We start from the raw sequence: 20,322 nt of genomic DNA on the forward strand, positions 1-20,322 counted from the left end.
GTACGGGGTCAGGCCGCCGTCGGGCCGGAGCTGCCGGGGCTGGCGTGCCAGAGCTGCCGGGGCGGGGCGGCGATGGCGGGGCCGAGGTCGGAGTAGGGCGAGAGCCGGAAGCCGTTGGCGTACTCGATCCTGCGTCCGCCGACGCCGGGCCGCTCTTCCGGGGCCCGGTCGAGCAGGGCGCGGACGGCCTCCACGCCCTCCGCCCGCCACAGCGCGTCCAGGTCGGTCAGGTTCCAGCAGTCGACGGCGCGCATGGAGACCGCGCGGGCCCCCGTACGGCGGACCACTCCCCTGGCCAGCATGAGCCACGAGCCGAACACCGTCGCCGCGCACCTGCCCTGCACCGACTCGAAGAAGGTCAGGTCGACCGGCCCCGTCGAGTCGTCGAGGGTGGTGAAGATGACCCGCTGCCCCGAGCGCACGGCGGGCGTCTGGGTGGCCACCTTCACCCCCGCGACCAGCACCTCCGCGCCGTTGCGCTGGGCGAGCAGGTCCTTGGAGCGCACCACCCCGAGCGCGTCGAGCAGCTCGTCGTGGAAGCTGATGACGTGCCGGCTGACGTCGATGCCGAGGATCTCCAGCTCGGCCTCGACCATCTCCGTCTCCGTCATCTCGGGCAGCTCGCCCGGCGGCAGGTGCTCGCCGAAGCCGAGCGGCAGCTGCGTGGACGGCGGCTCGGCCCGGGGGCGCGGCGGCGCCGCGGTGTAGCGCCTGGACCGGGGCGCGGCCGAGCGCACGCCGATCGACGACGCCCGCTCCAGCGCCCCCACCTGGGCGATCAGGTCGCGCCTGGTCAGCTCGCCCGGACGCCAGCGGGGGCCGCCGGGACGCAGGCCGTGCAGCGCGTCGAGGCCGCCGACCTGGACGATGCGCTCGATGGTCGGCCGCGAGGGCCTGGCCCGGTCCCAGAAGTCGGCCAGCGACGTGTACGGCTGCCCGGCCACCATGCGTTCGACCTCGGCCTCGCTCACCCCCTTGATCGCCGAGAACGGCACCCGCAGCGCGTAACCGCGGCCGATCTCCCCGATCCTGAACTCCTGCCGTACCGGACGCCGCTCCTCCCCCAGCTCCGACGGGCTCACCCGGAGCCGCAGCGGCGGGCGCGGGCCGAGCCGTTCCACCCGCCAGTCCTTGCCGGACCCGTTGACGTCGAGCGGCAGGATCTCGACCCCGCACTGCCGGGCCTCGTCGATGATGACGCGCGGCGGGTACATGCCGGGCTCGTGGGTGAGCACCCCGGCGAAGAACGCCGCCGCGTGGTGCCGCTTGAGCCAGGCCGACTGGTAGGTGGGCAGCGCGAACGCCGCCGCGTGCGCCTTGCAGAACCCGAAGGCGCCGAACGCGTCGAGCACCTTCCAGGCCCGCTCCACCGCCGCGTCGCCGAACCCGTTGGCCCTGGCCAGCGGCACGAACGCCTTGCGCACCCGCTCCCGGCCCTCCGGCGTGCCGAGGGTGCGCCGCAGGGTCTCGGCGAAGGACAGGTCGCGTCCCGTCATCACCGAGATGATCTTCAGCACCTGTTCGTGGAAGACGACCACGCCGTGCGTCTCCTTCAGCGCCTCGCGCAGCCGGGCGTGCGGGTAGTACGGCTGCCGCCATCCGTGCCTGGCCTCCAGGTAGGGGGTGACCATGTCGGAGTTGACCGGCCCCGGCCGGAACAGGGAGATGTCCACGATCAGGTCGTGCATCCGGCGCGGCTCCAGCTTGGCCACCAGCTCCCGCTGACCCGGCGACTCGATCTGGAAGCAGCCGAGCGTGCGGCTGGCGCAGATCATGTCGTAGGTCTCCTGGTCGTCGTGCGGGACGTACTCGACGCCGGGGTCGTCGCCGGCCTGCTCGTCCAGCCTGACCTCGATGTCGTCCACGCGTTTGATCTCGCTCAGCGTGTACGCCATGGCCGACTGCATCCGCACGCCCAGCACGTCCAGCTTGAGCAGGCCGGCCTCCTCCACGTCGTCCTTGTCGAACTGGGACATCGGGAACTCCAGCAGGCTGCGTTCCACCGGCGTCCTGTCGCGCAGGCCCGAGTTGCCGACCAGCACGCCGCACGGGTGCAGCGCGATGTGCCTGGGCAGGCCGTCGAGCTTCTCGGCCAGCCGGAACACCCGGTCGAGCCCGGCCTCGCCGAGCCGGCTCTCGCGCAGTTCGGGCAGGTCGGCCAGGGACGCGGTGATCTGCCTGGCCCTGATGTGCGGGAACGCCTTGGCGATGGCGTCGATCTCGTGCGGCGGCAGGCCCATCGCGCCGGCGACGTCCCTGATGGCGCTGCGCGCGCGGTAGGTCTCCATCATGGACACGCAGGCCACGCGGGCCTCGCCGTAGCGTTCGAAGATGGCCTTGTAGCAGTCGAGCCGGCGGGCCGACTCCACGTCCACGTCGATGTCGGGCAGGCCGACGCGGCCCTCCGACAGGAAACGCTCCATGAGCAGGCCGTGTTCGAGCGGGTTCACCTCGCCGATGCCGATGAGGTAGTTGACCAGGCTGCCGGCGCCCGAGCCGCGGATGGCGCAGCGGATGTCCATGCCGCGGATCATGTCGGTGATGCCGGCCACGGCGATGAAGTACCCCGACAGGCGCTTGCGCTCGATGACGTCCAGCTCGGCCCGCAGGCGTTCCCTGGCCTCCCCCGAACGGTCGAGGCCGCGCCTGACCAGGCCGTCCTCGACGCGGTTGCGCAGCAGCGGCACCGGGTCGCGGCCGACCTCGGGCAGGTTGAGGTCGGGCGGGTCGTTCCTGAGCGCGAGCAGCCGCAGCGGGTCCATCGAGCACGCCTCGGCCAGGCGCCTGGTGGTGAACAGCAGCCGGGCCACCCGCTCCCGGTCGGCGCCGCAGACCTTGGCCGCCACCTGCCACATCTCCTTGGTGCTCTTGAGGTAGGCGTGCGAGGTGGTGCTCTCCAGGTGCCGCGGGTGCAGCGGGACGAGCCGGCGGGCCGCGTCGAGCACGTCGCCGACCTGGTGGTCGGCCGGGTCGAGGTAGCGGGCGGCGTTGGTCAGCACGGCCGGCACGCCGGCGGACTCGGCCAGGCCGAGCATGCGGACGGCCGTGGTGGCGTCGCGGAAGCCGTACTGGTCGACCAGTTCGATCACCACGCCGGGGACGGCGGCGCGCCACCGGCCGAGCAGCGTCCTGGCCTGCTCGTCGCGGCGTTCGGCGATCGCGCGGCCGACGTCGGAGCGCGGCCCGAGCAGCACCACGAGCCCGTCCTCGGCGCCGAACCCGTGGTCGCCGCCCGCCGGGCCGGCCCAGGCGCCGACCAGCTCGCGGGTCACCTTGGGCGCGCCGCGCTCACCGGCGGCGTGCGCGGCGGTGACCAGGCGGCACAGCCGCGACCAGCCGCCGGAGCGCGCGAGCACGGTGATCCGGTCCTCGGCGTCCGGCCCGGTCCTGGGCCGCGGCGCGCGCATGCCGGGCGCCGCCGGGACGGCCGGGACGTCGAGCGCCAGGTTCACGCCGACCACGGGGGCGATCCCGGCGTCGGCGCACGCCTGGACGTGCTTGACCGCGCCGTAGAGCCCGTCGCGGTCGGTCAGCGCGAGGATGTCCATGCCGTGTTCTGCGGCCCGTTCCACCAGGGCGTGCGGGAAGGCGGTGCCGTACCTCATGGAGTAGGCCGAGGCCACGTCGAGGTGCGGGAACGGGGGCGCCATCAGTCCCACGCCCGCAGCAGCAGCCAGCCGTCGCCGGCGGTGTCGTAGCGCAGCTCGTACGAGCCGACCTCGCGCCCCGGGCTCGCCTCCACCCGCCAGAAGCGGCGCTCGCCGGGGTCGCCCTCGCCGGTCTTCCACCACTCGCGCGCCACGACCCAGTGGTCGAGCACGTTGCGGACGAGGTAGAGCCGGTCGCGCCAGACGAACTGGGTCGGCTCGCCGTCTCTGGTCCACACCTCTATCGGATCGCCATAGAGTCTGCTCAAGACGCTTCTCCCCGCGGCTCTGGTTCCTTTGCTGAGCCACCCGGGGGAAGACGGGCGCTTATGTATCGAACATATGTTCTTACGGCCCGAAGCGCAAGTCGCCCGCCCGCCGCGTCAGGGGGTTGGCGCCGATCGAGTTGCGGATGCTGAAGGTGACGCTGCCCGCCCGGTAGCGGTCGTCGGAGGACTCCACCGGGCGGCCCTCGTGCGTGGTGGTGACGCGGCGCTGGCGCAGGAGCGGGCTGCCGCGCCGCACGCCCAGCAGCCGGGCGTCCCCGGCGCCGGCGGGCACGGCGTCGATGAGGTGCTCGCCGTAGGCGAAGATCAGGCCGACGGACTCGTACAGGGCCTCGGTGACGGACGCGCAGTCGGCGGCCAGCGCCTCGACGGCGGGAGCCACCCACTCGGCATAGACGGTCCGCTCGACCAGGACCGGCTCGCCCTCCAGCGAGCGCAGGCGCAGCACCTCCAGCACCTCGTCCCCGCCGAACCTGGCCGACTCGGGCGCGGTGGCGGCCCGGCGGCGCTGGGAGATCACCTGGCCGCCGATGCGGTAGCCGTTGGCCCTGGCCCACTGGGCGAAGCTGTGCAGCTCGGCGAAGCTCTGGCTGCGCGCGTTGCCGAGCACGATGCGCCTGGCGCCCTGCCTCGATCCCACCAGCCCCTCGGCGACCAGCACGGCCACCGCCTGCCGCACGGTCCCGCGCGCCGCCCGGTGCCGGGTGGCCAGCTCGGCCTCGCTCGGAAGCTGGGAGCCGACCGGGTACGCGCCCGCCAGGATGTCATCACGCAGCTCAGCGGCTATCCGTTCATAGCGCGCAACCATTCGCGACCTTCTCCATTCACGAAAGAGCAATGTTTATGCGACTTACTGGTGCTCGCTTGTTTGTACAAGTTCCCCTAAGTTCTTTCCACACCCCCCGGAGAGTGGAGGCGACGTGTTCACACCTCGCGCCCGTGCGGCCGGCGTCATCGCGGCCCTTACCGTTGTCACCGCGGCGTGTGGCGCCGCCCCGAGCAGCCAGCAGACCACCAAGACGGCCGAAGGCGGGACGAACGCGGCGACCGCCGCCTCCGCCGCCGACTTCGGCGGCTTCGACAAGCTCGTCGAGGCCGCCAAGAAGGAGGGCAACCTCCACGTCATCGCACTGCCGCCCGACTGGGCCAACTACGGCGAGATCATCAAGTCGTTCGAGGCCAAGTACGGCATCAAGATCGAGAGCGAGACGCCCGACGCGGCCAGCGCGGACGAGATCAACGCCGTCAAGACCCGCAAGGGCCAGGACCGCGCGCCCGACGTGCTCGACCTCGGCCAGTCGTTCGCGATCAGCGGCGCCAAGGAAGGGCTGTTCGCGCCGTACAAGGTGCAGTCGTTCGACAAGATCCCCGAGGGTCAGAAGGAGCCGACCGGGCTCTGGACCAACGACTACGGCGGCTACGTCTCGATCGGCTGCGACGCCAAGAAGATCGCCAACTGCCCGACCAGCTACGCCGACCTGCTCAAGCCCGAGTACAAGGGCAAGGTCGCGATGAACGGCAACCCCACCAAGTCCGGCTCGGCCTTCGCCGGCGTGTACGCCGCCGCGATCGCCAGCGGCGGCTCCTTCGACGACATCCAGCCCGGCATCGACTTCTTCAAGAAGCTCAAGGACGCCGGCAACTACAACCCGGTCGAGACGACCCCGGCGACCATCGAGAAGGGCGAGACCCAGATCAGCATCGACTGGGACTACAACAACGCCGCCTACGCCCCCCAGATGGCCGCCAAGGGCCTCGACTGGAAGGTGAACGTGCCGACCGACGGCAAGTACTTCCAGATGTACGCCCAGGCGATCAACAAGGACGCCCCGCACCCGGCGGCGGCCAGGCTGTGGCAGGAGTACCTCTACAGCGCCGAGGGCCAGAACCTCTACCTCAAGGGCTTCGCCCGTCCGGTGCTGCTGCCGTCCATGACCTCCGACGGCACGGTGGACAAGGCGCTGGCCGCGAAGCTGCCCCAGGTCGAGGGCACGCCCGAGTTCCCCACGCCCGAGCAGGTCGACGCGGCCAAGGCCAAGCTGGCCAGCGGCTGGGACGCCGCGATCTCGGGATGACCCGCCCGCGTTCCAGGGGCTGGGCCGGCGCCCTGCCCCTGCTGGCCTTCTTCGCCCTCGTCTTCGGGGTCCCGGCGGTCGCGCTGGTCGCGGGGGCCTTCACCGTCCAGGGACGGCCGAGCCTGGCCAACCTCGCGCAGAGCCTCCAGGGCGGCTACCTGGTCGCCATGGCCGGGAGCGTCAAGCTGTCGGCCGTGGTGGCGCTGGCCGGGGCCGTCCTCGGCACGTTCCTCGCCTACGCCGTGGTGACCTCGCGCTTCACGCTGCTGCGCGAGGCCGTGCTGACCGCCTCGGGCGTGCTGGCCAACTTCGGCGGGGTGCCGCTGGCGTTCTTCTGGATCGCCACGCTGGGCAACTCGGGCGTGATCAGCGGCCTGGTGGGGCTGCCCTCGGGGTCGTTGTACACGTTCTGGGGGCTGGTGATCGTCTACCTGTACTTCGCGATCCCGCTGATGGTGCTGGTCATGGCGCCCGCGCTGGACGGGCTGAGGCCCCAGTGGCGCGAGGCCGCCGCCAACAGCGGCGCGACCGCCTGGCACTACTGGCGTCTCGTCGCGCTGCCGGTGCTCGCGCCCGCGATGCTGGGCGGGGTGGTGCTGCTGTTCGGGTCGGCGTTCTCGGCGTACGCGACCGCCAACGCCATGGTGGGCACCGTCGTGCCGCTGGTCACCCTGAAGATCGCCAGCGCGCTGACCGGTGACGTGCTGGTCGGCTACGAGAACATCGCGCTGGCGCTCAGCCTGGACATGATCGTGGTGGCCGGGCTGGTGATGGCGATCTACCTGCCGCTGCAGAGGAGGAGCTCCCGATGGCTGCGCTGACCGGGCTGGAGCCCGTCGCCGCGGCGGCGGCGAAGGCGCCCGCCCGGCCCCGCTGGTGGCGCGGCCTGGTGTTCGCCCTGGCCGCGGCCTACTTCCTGATCCCGCTCGGCGCCTCGCTCTGGTACACGGTGCACAACCCGGCCACCGGGGTGTCGTTCTCCGCCTACGGCGAGCTGCTGACGGCCGAGGGCTTCGCGCGCTCACTGCTGCTGTCGCTGTCGCTGGCCGCCGCGACGATCGTGCTGGTCCTGCTGCTGGCGCTGCCGGCGATGCTGGCCGTACGGCTGTTCGCGCCGCGGCTGCGGCCGGTGATGGAGGTGCTGTGCACGCTGCCGCTGGTGGTGCCGCCGATCACGTTCGTGGCCGGGCTGACGACCTCGTTGCGTGACGGGGCCGACATCCTGGCGCCGACGCCGTTCTGGGGCACGCTGATCGCGATCCAGGACCCGGGGTTCCCCGTCGTGCTCGTGCTCGCGTACGTCGTGCTGGTGCTGCCGTTCGTCTACCGCTCGCTGGACGCCGGGCTGCGCACCATGGACGTGCGCACGCTGGTCGAGGCCGCCCGGAACCTGGGCGCGTCCTGGCCGCACGTGCTGCTGCGGGTCGTGGTGCCGAACCTGCGCTCGGCCCTGGCCAGCGCGTCGTTCCTGACGCTCGCGCTGGTGCTGGGCGAGTACACGGTGGCCAGCCTGCTCGGCTACGAGCCGTTCGCGGTCTGGATCGTGACCGTCTCCGGCTCCAAGGGGCAGCTGTCCGTCGCGGTCTCGATCCTCAGCCTGCTGCTCATCTGGGCGTTGCTGCTCGCCGTCTCCACCGTCTTCAGTGGAAGGAAGAAATCATGACCGCTGCGGTGGAGTTCCGCGGGCTGCGCCGGGTGTTCGGCAGGACGGTCGCGCTCGACGGGTTCGACCTGACCATCGCCCCCGGCGAGTTCGTCGCCCTGCTGGGGCCGTCGGGCTGCGGCAAGACGACGGCGCTGCGCTGCGTGGCCGGGTTCGAGCGGCCCGACTCCGGCGCGGTGCTGCTGGACGGCAAGGACATCACGAACGTGCCCGCCAACAAGCGCGACGCCGGGATGGTCTTCCAGTCCTACTCGCTCTTCCCCAACCTCAACGCCCGCGACAACGTGGCCTTCGGCCTGCGCGTCCGCAAGGCGCCCGCGGCCGTCCGGCACGCCAGGGCCGCCGAGCTGCTCGAACTCGTCGGCCTCCCCACCCACGCCGACCGTTTCCCGCACCAGCTCTCCGGCGGCCAGCAGCAGCGCGTCGCCCTGGCCCGCGCGCTCGCGCTGGAGCCGCGCGTGCTGCTGCTGGACGAGCCGCTGTCGGCGCTCGACGCCAAGGTGCGGGTGACGTTGCGCGAGGAGATCCGCCGCTTGCAGCTCGACCTCGGCATCACCACCGTCTTCGTCACCCACGACCAGGAGGAGGCCCTGTCGATCGCCGACCGGGTCGCGGTGCTGCGTGAGGGACGGCTGGAGCAGTGCGGGCCGCCCGCCGAGGTCTACGACCGGCCGGCCACGCCGTTCGTCGCCGAGTTCGTCGGGGCCATGAACCACCTGGCCGGGCGGCTGTCCGGGGACGGCGTCACCGTGCTCGGCCAGCTCCTCCCCGTGGACGGCCCGGCGCCCGCCGAGCCCGACGTGGACGTGCTGATCCGGCCCGAGGCCGTCCGGGTCACGCCCGACCCGGACGGCGGCGCCGAGGTGCTGGCCGCGTCCTTCCGGGGCGCCTCGGTGCGGCTGCGGCTGTCGCTGGAGGGCGGCGAGGTGCTGGCCGACGTGCCCGGGCACGAGGCGGCCCGGATGGGGGCGGGGGCCCGCGTCACGGTCCGGCTGGTGGAGCGTCCGGTGCTGGTGGCCGCCCGTACGGTGACGACGCCCGCGCCGGTGTTGTCGGCCGATGCCTGACAGGCCCGCCGACGCGGCCCTGTCCTCTGCGGACGGCACGCCGGACGCGGCCCTGTCCTGTGCGGACGGCACGCCGGACGCGGTTCTGTTCGACATGGACGGCACGCTGGTGGACACCGAAGGGCTCTGGTGGCAGGCCGCGGCGTCGGTGGCCCGGTCGCTGGGCCGGGCGCTGACGGCCGCCGACGCGCCGCACGTGACGGGCCGCACGGTGGGCGACACGGCCGCGTACCTGGTGGACGGGGTCAGTGGAGCGAGCGGCGGGACGAGCGCGGAAGGGGTGGCGGGCGCGCTCACCGAGGCGTTCGCCGAGCGGGTCAGGACCGGGCTGACGGTCGTGCCGGGGGCGCCGGAGCTGCTGGCCGAGCTGGCCGCGGCGGGCGTCCCGACCGCTCTGGTGACCGCCTCCCCCCGCAGCATCGCGGAGCTCGTGCTGCCCCGGCTCGGGCACGCGTTCGACCTGGTGATCGCCGACGAGGACACCGTCCGGGGCAAGCCGCACCCGGACCCGTACCTGGAGGCGGCCCGCAGGCTGCGGGTGGCCCCGGCGCGGTGCGTGGCCGTCGAGGACAGCCCGGCGGGCGTGGCCGCGGCCACCGCCGCGGGCTGCCGCGTGCTGGTGGTGGACCCCGCACACGGGCTGGCCCGGGTGCGGGCCGGGCTGCGCGGCGCTCCCCCGCACGGGGGATGAGCCCGCCTCCCGCAGGGGAGGGACGGGCCCGCGGGCGTCGGCAGGATCTCGTGCATGAGCCCGCACGTGAAAATTGTCAGGACGCCCGCCGTCGCGCTCGCGCTGGTCGTCCTCTACGGCGGCCTGCGCGTCTACTGGGAGCTCGGCCACATGCCCGAGCGGATGTCGCCGATCGGGTCGGACCTGATCGTGTTCACCGGCTGGGCCGCGGTGGGCCTGTGCGCGGCGGCCGCGGCGGCACTGGTCGTCCTGATGGCCGCGCGCCCGGACGGCCCGCTGGGATGGGCGCCACCGGCGCTGGCGTGGGCGGTGGGCGGCGCGCTCATCGTGTCGGGGGCGCTGCTGCTGCTCGACGTGGTGTCCGCGGTCGTCCCGGGGCTGGGCATGCCGTTCTCGTGGGCGGGGGCGCTCAGCAAGGCGGCCTGCGTGGGCTCGGGGGTGCTGCTCTGGCGGTCCGCCGCGGCCTACCGGCGGCGGGCCACGGGGGCCTGCGCGGCGTGCGGGCGGCGTTCGTCCCGGGTGCTCGCGCGTACGCCGGGGTGGGCCTTCGCCGCGGCCTACGTCTCCGTGGCCGGCTGCCTGGCGCGGATCGCGGCGCAGGCGGCCGTCGGGTTCGACGTCGTGCCGTACCGGGCCGGGGCGGTGGCGTTCGAGATCGAGTTCCTGCTCGCCGGGACGTTGCTGCCGCTGGCGCTCGTCCACCGGTTCGGGCGGGTGTGGCCGGGATGGGTGCCGTGGCTGGCCGGGCGTCCGGTGCCGCGCCGGCTGGTGTTGTGGCCCGGGGTGGGGGTGTCCGGCGGGCTGCTGGCCTACTTCGGGGTGGCGCTCGGGCAGATGGCCGCCGAACGGCTCAGCGGGGGCGTGCCGTTCTCCGGCGGCGATCTGCCCGAGGCGTTCTTCTGGGTGGCCGTGCCCGGGTACGTGGTGTGGGGCGCCGGGATGGCCGTGGCGGCCTGGTCGTACGCGCGGCGTACGCGCGTCGCGTGCGCGTCCTGCGGGCGATAGCCGCCAATCGGTAAGCTGGGCCGCCGTGAGCGGTGAAATATCCCAGATCGGGCGCTACCGGCTGCTGAGCGTGCTCGGACGGGGTGGCATGGGCACGGTCCACCTCGCCGAGGATCCCGCCGGGCAGCAGGTCGCCATCAAGGTGATCAATCCGGAGCTCAGTCAGCACGAGCAGTTCCGGATGCGCTTCCGCCGGGAGGCCGACGCCGCTCGCCGCGTCCGCAGGTTCTGCACCGCCGCGGTGCTCGAGGCCGCGCTCGACGGCGACCTGCTCTACGTGGTCACCGAGTACGTGCCCGGCCCCAACCTGGAGGAGGCCGTCCGCCGGTCGGGGCCGCTGCGCGGGTCCAGCCTCGACGCGCTGGCGGTCAGCGTGGCCACCGCTCTCACCGCCATCCACGGCGCCGCGGTGGTCCACCGCGACCTCAAGCCGTCGAACGTGCTGCTGTCCCCCGTCGGGCCGCGCGTGATCGACTTCGGCATCGCGCGGGCGCTCGACACGCTGGGCGGCGTCACCGGCACCGGCGAGCTGGTCGGCACGCCCCGGTACATGGCCCCCGAGGTGCTGCGCGGCGAGCCGGTCTCGCCCGCCTGCGACGTGTTCTCGTGGGGCTGCCTGATCGCGTTCGCGGCGAGCGGGCGGGCGCCGTTCGGCGGCGACACGCTGCCCTCCATCGTCTACCAGGTGCTCAACGCCGAGCCCCGCCTCGACGACGTCGATCCCGGCCTGCGCGAGCTGGTCGGGGCCGCGCTGCGCAAGGACCCGGCCGCGCGGCCCACCGCTCAGCAGCTCCTCGACCACCTCGTGGGCCGCTCGGCGGCGCCCGAGCAGGCGGCGCACACCGTGCAGGTGGCCTGGCAGCACGCCACCACGCCGTTCACCGACGTCGCGCCCACGGCGGCCAACACCACGGCTGGCACAGCGGCCAACACAGCGGCCGGCACGGCGGCGAAGCGGCGCGGCAGGCTGATCGGGATCGGCGCGGCCGCCGCGGCGGTGCTGGTGGCCGGCGCGGCGACGGCGTGGGCGGTGCTCACCCCGGGCGGGCCGCCCGACGACCTGGGCGTCCTGTACCGGGAGGACTTCACGCAGACCTCCGGTGGCTGGCCGGGCACGTACGACCCCGACGCCACGGGCAGCAAGGGCTACCGCGCGGACGGCACGTACGGGCTCGACGTGGAGGACGGCCGCGAGGAACAGCGGGCCAAGGCCCCCATCCCCTTCCTCGTCGCCACGCCCACGACCACCCCCGACCCCTCGGCCACGCCCACGCCGATGTTGCCGTCGTCGGTGGTCGTCGGCGTCACCGCCGAGGTCGGGGAGTACGCGGGCAACGGCGAGTACGGCCTGTACTGCCACAACTCCGACGACGACGACACCTACTACGAGTTCGGCCTCGACACCGAGGGGAACGCGCGGATCCGCCGCGTGTACGACGGCGCGGGCGGCACGCTGACCCAGCCCGCCAAGGTGGCCAAGCCGGAGGGCCGGATGCGCATCGTGGCCTCGTGCGAGCAGCGCGGCGCCGGGGTGCGGCTGACGATGTGGGTGAACGACAAGCGGGTGCAGCAGGCCGACGACCCCAACGGGCTCGGCAACGGGTACGTCGGGCTGTTCGCGCGTACGCCCAAGGACACCCAGTCGCTGCTGAAGATGACGTTCGACGACTTCGAGCTGCGGGGGCAGAAGGAGCCCTAGACCGGCGGGCCCGCGTTCCCGGCGGTCATCGGGGTAGGGGATGTGCATGGCGAAGCTCATGGACCGGGTGCGCGCGTACCTGCGCAGCCCTGAAGGCAGGCAGACCGTCGAGAAGGCCAAGCGCATGGCCCGAGACCCGCAGAACCAGGAGAAGGCCCGGCGTTTCCTCGACCGGTTCCGCACCCGGCGCCCCTGACCAGCCCTGCGGCCGCCCCTTCCAGGCGGCCGCCCCCGTCGGTCGCTCGCATCGGCTGCTTCCCGCGGCCGCTTCCGCGAGCGTCCCTTCGCGGCTGTCTCTTCGCGGGCGCTTCCGTCGGTCGGGTGCCTTTTCCGAGCGTTGTTCTGATCGGGGGGCTCAGAGGATTCCGGCGCGGGCGGCGGCCAGGGCGGCGTCGGCGGCGCGGTCGGCGTCCCGCTCGCTCACCGGCTCGTGCGCGACGAACAGCCGGTAGTAGACCGGGGCGACGGCCACCCTGATCACCTCCCGGACGTCGACGACGTCCGGCAGCTCGCCGCGGGCGATCGCGCGCCGCACCACCTCGGCCGACTGGTCGTGCCGGGCGGCGAAGAACTCGTGCAGGGCCCGCGCCGCCTCCGGGCTCTGGACGGCCGCCGCCACGAACGCCGACGACACCGGCCCCAGCTCCGGGTCGGCGAACCCGCCGCGCACGAGCTGGACGACCGCCCGCAGGTCGCCCTCGACGCTGCCGGTGTCGGGGATCGGCCACGGCTCGTCCCTGGCCAGCTCCAGGGCGTCGGAGATGAGGCCCTCCACATTGCCCCACCGCCGGTAGACGGTGGTCTTGTGCACGCCTGACCGCTCGGCCACGTTCTCGACCGTCAGGCCGCGGAATCCATGGGCCGCCAGCTCGGCCAGGGTCGCCTGGCGCACGGCGTCGCGAACTCGCGCGCTGCGCCCTCCCGGACGTCTGCCAGTTTCCAAAAACTACTCCAGTTGCGTTTGCGGCTTCGCTTGTGTCAGACTAACGCTACAACAGTTGCGATTGGAGTTCCATCCTGATCAACGTTCGAAGGCTCAGCAAGTCGTACGGCGACCGCGTCGTGCTCACCGATGTGTCCCTGTCCGTGGGTCCCGGCGAGCGCTTGGCCGTCGTCGGCGAGAACGGCTCCGGCAAGTCCACCCTGCTCCGCCTGCTGGCGGGCGTCGAACAGCCCGACGACGGCGAGATCACCGTCACCGGCGGCGTCCCGGGCGAGGCCACCGGCGGCGTGACCGCCGGCGGCATCGGCGTCACCGGCGATGTCTGCGATGTCGGTCACCTCGGCCAGACGCTCGGTCTGCCGCCCGGTCACACCGTCCAGCAGGCGGTCGACCACGCGCTGGCCGGCCTGCGGGCCATGGAGCGAAGGCTGCGCGAGCTGGAGTCGGCGCTCACCGACGACGTCATGGGCGAATACGGCGAGCTGCTGACCGCCTACGAGGCCCGCGGCGGCTACGCGGCCGACGCGCGCGTCGACAAGGCCCTCCACGGCCTCGGCCTGGCGCACGTCGCCCGCGACCGGGTGCTGTCGAGCCTGTCGGGCGGCGAGCGCGCCCGGCTGGGCCTGGCCTGTGTGCTGGCCGCCGACCCCGCCACGCTGCTGCTCGACGAGCCGACCAACCACCTCGACGAGCCGGCGTTGACCTGGCTCGAAGAGCGGCTGCGCGGTCACCGGGGGCCGGTGGTCGTGGTCTCCCACGACCGGGTCTTCCTCGACCGGGTGGCCACCGCCGTCCTGGAGGTCGAGGAGGGGGCCGTCACCCGGTTCGGTGGCGGGTACAGCGGCTACCTGGCCGCCAAGGCGGCGGCGCGGGCGCGGTGGGAGCAGGCGTACGCGGCCTGGTGCGAGGAGGTCCGGCAGGTGCGGGAGCACGCCGCCACCACCGCCCACCGCGTGGCGGCCGGGCGGGCCATGAAGGACAACAACAAGATGGCCTACGACCGCAACGCGGGCCGCGTCCAGAGCTCGGTGGCCACCCGCGTGCGCAACGCCCACGAGCGGCTGCGCCGCCTGGAGGAGGATCCCGTCCCCCGCCCGCCGGCCCCGCTCCGCTTCCGGGCCGCCTTCCGCGCTCCCGCTCCGACGACCAACCGCCCGACGGGCGGCGGCCCGGCGGGCGCCAATCCGACGGGCGGTGGTCCGGCGGGCGGTGGTCCGGCGGGCGCCAATCCAACGGGCGCCAATCCGGCGGGCGGCGGGCCGGTCACGCCCGCGCCTCTGGTGGAGCTGCGTGACGTGCACGTCGGCGACCGGCTCCACGTCGAGTCGCTGACCGTCCGGCCGGGCGAGCGGGTGCTGGTGAGCGGGCCCAACGGGGCGGGCAAGTCCACCTTGCTGCAGGTGCTGGCCGAGCGCGCCGAGTGCCGGGCCGGCCACCTCGCCCAGGACGACGACCTCGACCCCGGCCTGCCCGTGCTCGCCGCGTTCGGGCACGACGGCTACGCCGACGAGCGGCGCGCGGCCCTGCTGGACACCGGCCTCTTCCCCGCGCACGCGCTCGACCGGCGGGTGGGCGAGCTCTCGGTCGGCCAGCGGCGCCGGCTGTCGCTGGCCAGGCTGCTCATCGGGGAGCACGACCTGCTGCTGCTCGACGAGCCGACCAACCATCTGTCGCCCGTCCTGGCCGACGAGCTCGACCACGCGCTCGCCGCCTACCAGGGGGCGGTGGTCATGGTCACGCACGACCGGGCGCTGAGGCGCCGTTTCACGGGCACCGAGATCCGACTGACAGGGGGACACCTATGTTGACCATGATTTCCGCAGGCTCGCCCTACGGCGTGGCCACGGCCGCCGACGGCGCGCTGTGGTTCACGCTCGTCCATCAGGGCCGTGTCGGCAGGCTGGTGCCGGGGCAAGAACCGGTGATCCACCAGCTTGACCCGGCCGACGGGCAGCCCGGCGTGATCGTGCCCGGCCACGACGGCGCGATGTGGTTCACCGAGGGCAAGGGCGGCCGGGTCTGCCGCATCACCGGCGACGGCCAGGTCACCGCGTACCCGGCCGACTCGCCGTACGGGATCGTCGCCGGGCCGGACGGGGCGATGTGGTTCACCCAGATGGGCAGCGGGCGCATCGGGCGCATCGGGCGCATCGGCGCCGACGGCGCGCGCTCCGACTTCGACGTGCCGGTGGAGGGCGGCATGCCCGCCTTCATCACGGTGGGCGGCGACGACGCGCTCTGGTTCTCGATCAACCAGGGTCACGCCGTCGGCCGGATCTCGATGTCCGGGGAGGTCACCGTGCATCCGCTGCCCACCGAGGGGGCCGGCCCCGTGGGCATCACGCTCGGGCCCGACGGGGCGGTGTGGTTCGTGGAGATCGGCGCGGGGCAGGTGGGCCGGATCGATCCGGCCGGCAAGATCACCGAGTTCCCGCTGCCCGATCGGGCCTGCCGTCCGCACGCCATCGTGGCCGGTCCCGACGGCGCGCTCTGGTTCACCGAGTGGGCCGCCGGGCGTCTCGGCCGCATCACGGTCGACGGCGCGATCGAGGAGCACCCGCTGCCCTCGGTGCCGCTGCCGCCGTCCGCGGTGCCGCCGTCCGCGGTGCCGCCGTCCGCGACCGCCGGGCAGGACGAGCCGGAGGCCGCTGGGCAGGGCGAGCCGGGCGCCGCCGGGGGCAGCGAGCCGCACGGGCTGACGGTCGGGCCCGACGGCGCGATCTGGGTGGCCCTCGAAGCCGGCGCCCTGGCCCGCATCCTCCCCGCCTCAACCACACCCGACCAGTGACGGCCGCCCGCAACCAGCGACAGCTACACCAGCCGGTGAGCTGCGGGGGTGGGGGCCCGTGAGCGTGACGGGGGCTGCCGGCCCCCGGGGCCTGCTGGCGGTGTGGTGGGGGCGGGGTGGCGGGGGGCGGCCGGGGCGGAGTTGACTGGGGGTATGCATGCCATCATCGTCTCCGCCCAGGGCGGTCCAGAGGTTCTCGAATACGTCGAGCGTCCCGATCCGGCGCCGGGTGACGGGGAGGTCGTGGTCGACGTCGCGGCCAGCGGGGTCAACTTCCTCGACATCTACCACCGTTCCGGCGCCTACCCGCTCCCGGTGCCGACCCCGATCGGGTCCGAGGGCGCCGGGGTGGTCTCGGCCGTCGGCCCGGGGGTGGACGGGCTGACCGTCGGCGACACCGTGGCGTGGGCCGGCGTGCTGGGAAGCTACGCGGAGAAGGCCGTGGTGCCGGCCGACCGGCTGGTGCCGGTGCCCGACGGTGTGTCCGCCGAGCTGGCGGCGGCGGCGATGCTCCAGGGCATGACCGCCCACTACCTCACCCACTCGACGTACCAGGTCAAGGAGGGCGACCAGGTGCTGGTGCACGCCGGCGCCGGCGGCATGGGCCAGCTGCTGATCCAGGTCGCCAAGCTGCGCGGCGCCAAGGTCTACAGCACGGTCTCCACGCCGGAGAAGGAGAAGCTGGCCCGCGCAGCCGGAGCGGACGAGGTGCTGGGCTACGACGAGTTCGCCGACGCGTTGCGCGGCCGGATCCACGTCGTCTACGACGGCGTCGGCAAAACGACGTTCGACGGCGGCCTGGAGGCGCTGCGCCCGCGCGGGCTCATGGCCCTCTACGGCGCGGCCAGCGGCCCGGTCCCGCCGTTCGATCCGCAGGTGCTCAACCGCGCCGGCTCGCTCTTCCTGACCAGGCCCACGCTCGTCCATTACGTCGCCGAGCGTGAGGAACTGCTCTGGCGGGCCGCCGACCTGTTCGGCTGGATCTCCTCGGGGCAGCTCAGGATCAGCGTGTCCGAGCGTTACCCGCTGGCCGAGGCGCGACGGGCCCACGAGGACCTGGCCGCCCGGCGTACGACCGGAAAGTTGCTGTTGATTCCCTAGCGCTACGCTCGCCCCTTGTGGACATCACTGCGGCGGTCTGGTCGTTCGCTGCCGTCGTCGCGCTCCTGACGATCACGCCGGGGCTCGACACGGCTCTCACCCTGCGCACGTCGCTGCTCACCGGCAGGCGGGCGGCCTGGGGGGTGGTGCTGGGCATCCAGCTCGGCACGCTGGTCTGGGGCGTGCTCACCGCGGCGGGGCTGTCGGCGCTGCTGGCGGCCTCGCGGTTCGCCTACGACGTCCTGCGCTGGGCGGGCGCGGCGTACCTGGTGTGGATGGGGGTGCGCATGCTCCTCGCCAAGGCGCGGGCGGGCGAGGAGGAGGACGGGCAGCGGGCGTTCGGCTTCGGGAAGGGGTTCCGGCGCGGCCTGCTCACGAACCTGCTCAATCCCAAGGTCGGGGCGTTCTACGTGGCGATGTTGCCGCACTTCATCCCGGCCGGCGCGCCGCACGCGGCGATGGGGCTGCTGCTGGCCGGGGTGCACGTGGCCGAGGGGCTGGCGTGGAGCGCGGTGCTGATCGGGTTCGCCTCGCTGATGAGCGACGTCCTGCGGTCGGCCCGGGTACGGCGGATCCTCGACCGGGTGACCGGCGTGGTCATCGTCGGGTTCGGGCTCCGGCTCGCCCTTCACGACTGATCCCACGGCCAGTCCAGCAGCCGCGCGCCCAGGACCGCGGTCTCCAGGGTGAAGCGCTGGGTGGGGTCGTCGGGTGAGAAGCCGGTCAGCCGGCGGATGCGTTCCAGCCGGTACGTCACCGCCCGCGGGCTGATCCGCAGCCTGCGGGCGGCCGCCGCCTGGTTGCCGTGCGCGGCGAAGACCGCCTCCAGCGTCTCGACCAGCGGCTCGTGTCCGCCCCTGGCGTGCAGCAGCGGGCTCAGCACGCTGGTCACCAGGTCCTCGATCGCGCCGCGGTCGCGCAGCAGCACGGGGAAGACCAGCAGGTCGGCGGCCTTGACCACGTCGAGCGTGAGCCGCAGCGCGTCGGCCAGCTCCAGTGCGCCGGCCGCCTCCCTGAAGGAGGTCACGACGCCGCCCGGCCCGCGGTGCGGCCGTCCCACGCCGACCCGCCACCCGGCCGGGAAGCGGGCGCGTACGTGATGGGTGAACTCCCCCACGGCGGCGGGCAGCGTGGCGGGCACGACGCACACCAGCAGCCCCTCGCGCACGGCCACCAGCACGTTGTGCGAGCCGAACCGGGCGATCAGGTCGCGCTCGATGCGGTCCTGGTCCCCGTCGCGCAGCCCGCGGGCGGCGGCCACCACGTACGACTCGGCCAGCCGGAGGCCGAAGTGCTCGGCCCGTTCGGCCAGCCGCTCGGCCCGTCCCTGGAGCAGGTCGTCCACGAACTCCCTGCGGGCCGTCTCCTCGCCTCTGAGGGCGGCGAGCTGGGCCAGCTCGTACCCCTCCATGAGCGCCGAGACGGCCCTGCGCAGCGCGGGCAGCACGTCCGGCAGCCCCTCGGCGGCGGCGAGCGCGCCGTCGACCAGCGTGCGCAGCGGGACGCCCTGCTCGGCGGCGCGCGTGCCGTCGGCGCGGCAGGCGTCGAGCGCCGCCCGCGAGGGCGGACGCCCGGCGGCCGCCCCGGCCAGCACCTGGCGATGCCCGCCGAGCAGGTCGGCGGGCATCCTGGAGAGCACCATCACACTCCTACGTCACGCCTGTCGAAGGACAGGATCGCGGTGAGCGCGAGCACTGCCGTCGCTCCCGCCAGCACAAGGTAGTCCCCGACCGGCAGGCCCTCATAGAGCGGCCGGCCCTCGGCGTAGTAGTGGAACGGCGAGAGCCACTTCAGCCAGGCGATGGCCGCCACGCCGCGGCCGAGCGTGACGACGATGTACCCGGCCGCCACCCACACGCCGACGACGGCCGAGGCGATCATCCTGCGGCCGGTCACCGCGCCCACGGTCAGGGCCACGGTCCCGAAGAACAGCGCGAGCAGCAGCACCCCGACGTGCGCGGCCAGGACGCGGTCGAACGGCACCCCGAGCTCGGCCGCGTCACCGGCCGCCCACGCCACGGCCAGCGTCACGGCGAACACCGCCAGCAGCGCCAGCGCCAGCGCGCAGAACCGCTGGAGCACCAGCCGCTTGCGGTCCACCGGCAGCGTGACGACGAGCTCCAGCGTCCCGGCCTCCTCCGGCTGGGCGATCGCCCGGTTGGCCATCATGGTGGCGAGCACGACGAACAACATCGGGACGAAGAGCTGGTAGACGACCGTCTGCAGGAAGTTGACGCCGAGCGCCAGGTCGGGCATGCCGCCCATGAGGTCCCTGAGCGGGCCGGGGTACTTGGCCAGGGCCTGCTGGTTGAACGTCCTCGGGTCCTGGCTGACGCTCCGGAAGATGCTGATGTAGAGGGCCATGAACGCGCTGATGCCGACGGTCCACCAGATCAGGGCCCGGCGGTGGTCACGCAGACTCTTGGTGATCATGGTGCCGGTCCTCCTCGCTGTAGTAGGTCAGGAAGATCTCTTCCAGGTCGGGCTCGGCGCTGACCAGGTGCACGACGGTGAACCGGGCGGCGGCCTTGACCAGGGCGTCCGGGCGGCCGTCGATCGTGCACCGGACGCTGGCGCCCTCCACGCGCAGGTCGCGCACCCCCGGCAGGCCCTCGAACGCCGACGCCGGCACCGGGGCGTCGAAGTGCAGCTCCATCCGGCGTACGGCCTTCTCGCGCAGCGCGGCCACGTTCTCCACGGTCACCAGGCGGCCCGCGCGGACGATGCCGACCCGGTCGGAGACGCTCTCCACCTCGGCCAGCACGTGCGAGGACATGAGCACGGTCCGGCCGGCCGCCCGCACCTCCCGGACCATGGCCAGGAACTCCTGCTGGACGAGCGGGTCGAGCCCGCTGGTCGGCTCGTCGAGGATGAGGAACTCCGGCTCGTGCATGAACGCCTGGATCAGCCCGACCTTCTGCTTGTTGCCCTTGGAGAGCTTGCGCATCGGCACCGACAGGTCGGCGTCGAACCGTTCGGCCAGCTCCTCGATGCGGCTGCCCGGCACCCCGCCGCGCACGCGGCCGAGGAAGGCCAGGTAGTCGCGGGCCCGGTCGCGGCCTTCGAGCGCCAGCTCGCCGGGCAGGTAGCCGATGCGGGCTCGGGTGGCGGCGGCGCGCGGGTCGTGGCCGAACACGCGGACCGTGCCGCGGGTGGGCCTGATCACGTCGAGGAGCAGCCTGATCGTGGTGGTCTTGCCGGCGCCGTTGGGCCCGAGGTAGCCGAAGATCTCGCCGGGCCGGATCTCCAGCGTGAGGTCTTCGAGCCCGCGCCGCCCGCCGTAGTACTTGGTCAGCCCTTCGGCCTGTACCACTGCTGTCATGCCGGAATCGTCCCGCCGGGGCGGCGGCGGGGTC

Annotated in this window: 19 protein-coding genes; 12 read left to right on the forward strand and 7 right to left on the reverse strand. The window is 73.5% G+C overall.

The window, feature by feature from the left end; translation table 11 throughout:
• Positions 1 to 8: 8 nt before the first annotated feature.
• The 3 genes from ACFYYW_RS29815 to ACFYYW_RS29825 all read right to left on the reverse strand — a co-directional run bounded on the left by ACFYYW_RS29815 (position 9) and on the right by ACFYYW_RS29825 (position 4,742).
• On the reverse strand, positions 9 to 3,650 hold the full coding sequence (locus ACFYYW_RS29815) for a DNA polymerase III subunit alpha (protein ID WP_387653310.1): 3,642 nt from the start codon (positions 3,648 to 3,650) through the stop codon (positions 9 to 11).
• Positions 3,650 to 3,916, reverse strand: a complete 267-nt coding sequence (locus tag ACFYYW_RS29820; RefSeq protein WP_352323492.1) for a DUF6504 family protein — start codon at positions 3,914 to 3,916, stop codon at positions 3,650 to 3,652. Before ACFYYW_RS29820 ends, ACFYYW_RS29815 begins: the two co-directional genes overlap by 1 nt.
• A 79-nt stretch (positions 3,917 to 3,995) precedes the next feature.
• A complete protein-coding gene (locus tag ACFYYW_RS29825) occupies positions 3,996 to 4,742 on the reverse strand; it encodes a GntR family transcriptional regulator (RefSeq protein WP_352323493.1) in 747 nt (248 codons plus the stop codon).
• 112 nt (positions 4,743 to 4,854) lie between these two features.
• Between ACFYYW_RS29825 and ACFYYW_RS29830 the strand changes: the two genes are divergently transcribed.
• Genes ACFYYW_RS29830 through ACFYYW_RS29865 form a run of 8 tightly spaced genes read left to right on the forward strand, consistent with a single transcriptional unit; the run spans position 4,855 to position 12,330 of the window.
• A complete protein-coding gene (locus ACFYYW_RS29830; RefSeq protein ID WP_387653313.1) occupies positions 4,855 to 6,009 on the forward strand; it encodes an ABC transporter substrate-binding protein in 1,155 nt (384 codons plus the stop codon).
• A complete protein-coding gene (locus ACFYYW_RS29835) occupies positions 6,006 to 6,830 on the forward strand; it encodes an ABC transporter permease subunit (protein WP_352323495.1) in 825 nt (274 codons plus the stop codon). Before ACFYYW_RS29830 ends, ACFYYW_RS29835 begins: the two co-directional genes overlap by 4 nt.
• Complete coding sequence (locus ACFYYW_RS29840) at positions 6,818 to 7,672, forward strand: ABC transporter permease subunit (protein WP_352323496.1); 855 nt, start codon at positions 6,818 to 6,820, stop codon at positions 7,670 to 7,672. The genes ACFYYW_RS29835 and ACFYYW_RS29840 overlap by 13 nt, the downstream gene beginning before the upstream one ends.
• Positions 7,669 to 8,739, forward strand: a complete 1,071-nt coding sequence (locus ACFYYW_RS29845; RefSeq protein WP_387653317.1) for an ABC transporter ATP-binding protein — start codon at positions 7,669 to 7,671, stop codon at positions 8,737 to 8,739. The genes ACFYYW_RS29840 and ACFYYW_RS29845 overlap by 4 nt, the downstream gene beginning before the upstream one ends.
• Positions 8,732 to 9,430: an HAD family hydrolase gene (locus ACFYYW_RS29850; RefSeq protein ID WP_387653320.1), complete on the forward strand. Its 699-nt coding sequence runs from the start codon at positions 8,732 to 8,734 to the stop codon at positions 9,428 to 9,430. Before ACFYYW_RS29845 ends, ACFYYW_RS29850 begins: the two co-directional genes overlap by 8 nt.
• 54 nt (positions 9,431 to 9,484) lie before the next feature.
• Entirely contained in the window at positions 9,485 to 10,435 is a 951-nt protein-coding gene (locus ACFYYW_RS29855) for a hypothetical protein (RefSeq protein WP_387653322.1), read from the forward strand.
• A 25-nt stretch (positions 10,436 to 10,460) separates the two neighbouring features.
• Positions 10,461 to 12,134: a serine/threonine-protein kinase gene (locus tag ACFYYW_RS29860; RefSeq protein WP_387653325.1), complete on the forward strand. Its 1,674-nt coding sequence runs from the start codon at positions 10,461 to 10,463 to the stop codon at positions 12,132 to 12,134.
• A 46-nt stretch (positions 12,135 to 12,180) separates the two neighbouring features.
• Complete coding sequence (locus ACFYYW_RS29865) at positions 12,181 to 12,330, forward strand: hypothetical protein (protein ID WP_352323501.1); 150 nt, start codon at positions 12,181 to 12,183, stop codon at positions 12,328 to 12,330.
• A 159-nt stretch (positions 12,331 to 12,489) separates the two neighbouring features.
• Here the strand turns inward: ACFYYW_RS29865 and ACFYYW_RS29870 are convergent, their stop codons facing one another.
• Positions 12,490 to 13,026 carry a TetR/AcrR family transcriptional regulator gene (locus tag ACFYYW_RS29870; RefSeq protein ID WP_352323502.1) on the reverse strand — a complete coding sequence of 179 codons (537 nt, stop codon included), beginning with the start codon at positions 13,024 to 13,026 and terminating at the stop codon, positions 12,490 to 12,492.
• A 170-nt stretch (positions 13,027 to 13,196) separates the two neighbouring features.
• Here ACFYYW_RS29870 and ACFYYW_RS29875 point away from each other — a divergent pair, with 170 nt between their 5' ends.
• The 4 genes from ACFYYW_RS29875 (at position 13,197) to ACFYYW_RS29890 (ending at position 17,604) form a co-directional block, all read left to right on the forward strand.
• Positions 13,197 to 14,885, forward strand: coding sequence for an ABC-F family ATP-binding cassette domain-containing protein (locus ACFYYW_RS29875; RefSeq protein ID WP_387653328.1), 1,689 nt, complete (start codon positions 13,197 to 13,199; stop codon positions 14,883 to 14,885).
• Positions 14,882 to 15,865: a virginiamycin B lyase gene (locus tag ACFYYW_RS29880; RefSeq protein WP_387653815.1), complete on the forward strand. Its 984-nt coding sequence runs from the start codon at positions 14,882 to 14,884 to the stop codon at positions 15,863 to 15,865. The genes ACFYYW_RS29875 and ACFYYW_RS29880 overlap by 4 nt, the downstream gene beginning before the upstream one ends.
• A gap of 153 nt (positions 15,866 to 16,018) precedes the next feature.
• Positions 16,019 to 16,966: a quinone oxidoreductase family protein gene (locus tag ACFYYW_RS29885; protein ID WP_387653331.1), complete on the forward strand. Its 948-nt coding sequence runs from the start codon at positions 16,019 to 16,021 to the stop codon at positions 16,964 to 16,966.
• A gap of 17 nt (positions 16,967 to 16,983) precedes the next feature.
• On the forward strand, positions 16,984 to 17,604 hold the full coding sequence (locus ACFYYW_RS29890; RefSeq protein ID WP_387653333.1) for a LysE family translocator: 621 nt from the start codon (positions 16,984 to 16,986) through the stop codon (positions 17,602 to 17,604).
• Here the strand turns inward: ACFYYW_RS29890 and ACFYYW_RS29895 are convergent.
• Genes ACFYYW_RS29895 through ACFYYW_RS29905 form a run of 3 tightly spaced genes read right to left on the reverse strand, consistent with a single transcriptional unit; the run spans position 17,595 to position 20,288 of the window.
• A complete protein-coding gene (locus tag ACFYYW_RS29895; RefSeq protein ID WP_352323507.1) occupies positions 17,595 to 18,608 on the reverse strand; it encodes a helix-turn-helix domain-containing protein in 1,014 nt (337 codons plus the stop codon). The genes ACFYYW_RS29890 and ACFYYW_RS29895 overlap by 10 nt on opposite strands.
• Positions 18,608 to 19,399 (reverse strand): ABC transporter permease subunit, encoded by a 792-nt coding sequence (locus ACFYYW_RS29900; RefSeq protein ID WP_387653337.1) that lies wholly within the window; start codon positions 19,397 to 19,399, stop codon positions 18,608 to 18,610. Before ACFYYW_RS29900 ends, ACFYYW_RS29895 begins: the two co-directional genes overlap by 1 nt.
• The gene (locus ACFYYW_RS29905; protein ID WP_387653340.1) at positions 19,377 to 20,288 is read right to left on the reverse strand and encodes an ATP-binding cassette domain-containing protein; all 912 of its coding nucleotides are present in this window, start codon (positions 20,286 to 20,288) and stop codon (positions 19,377 to 19,379) included. Before ACFYYW_RS29905 ends, ACFYYW_RS29900 begins: the two co-directional genes overlap by 23 nt.
• Positions 20,289 to 20,322: the final 34 nt, after the last annotated feature.

Source organism: Nonomuraea sp. NPDC001831 (genome assembly GCF_042892035.1).
Classification (GTDB): Bacteria; Actinomycetota; Actinomycetes; order Streptosporangiales; family Streptosporangiaceae; genus Nonomuraea.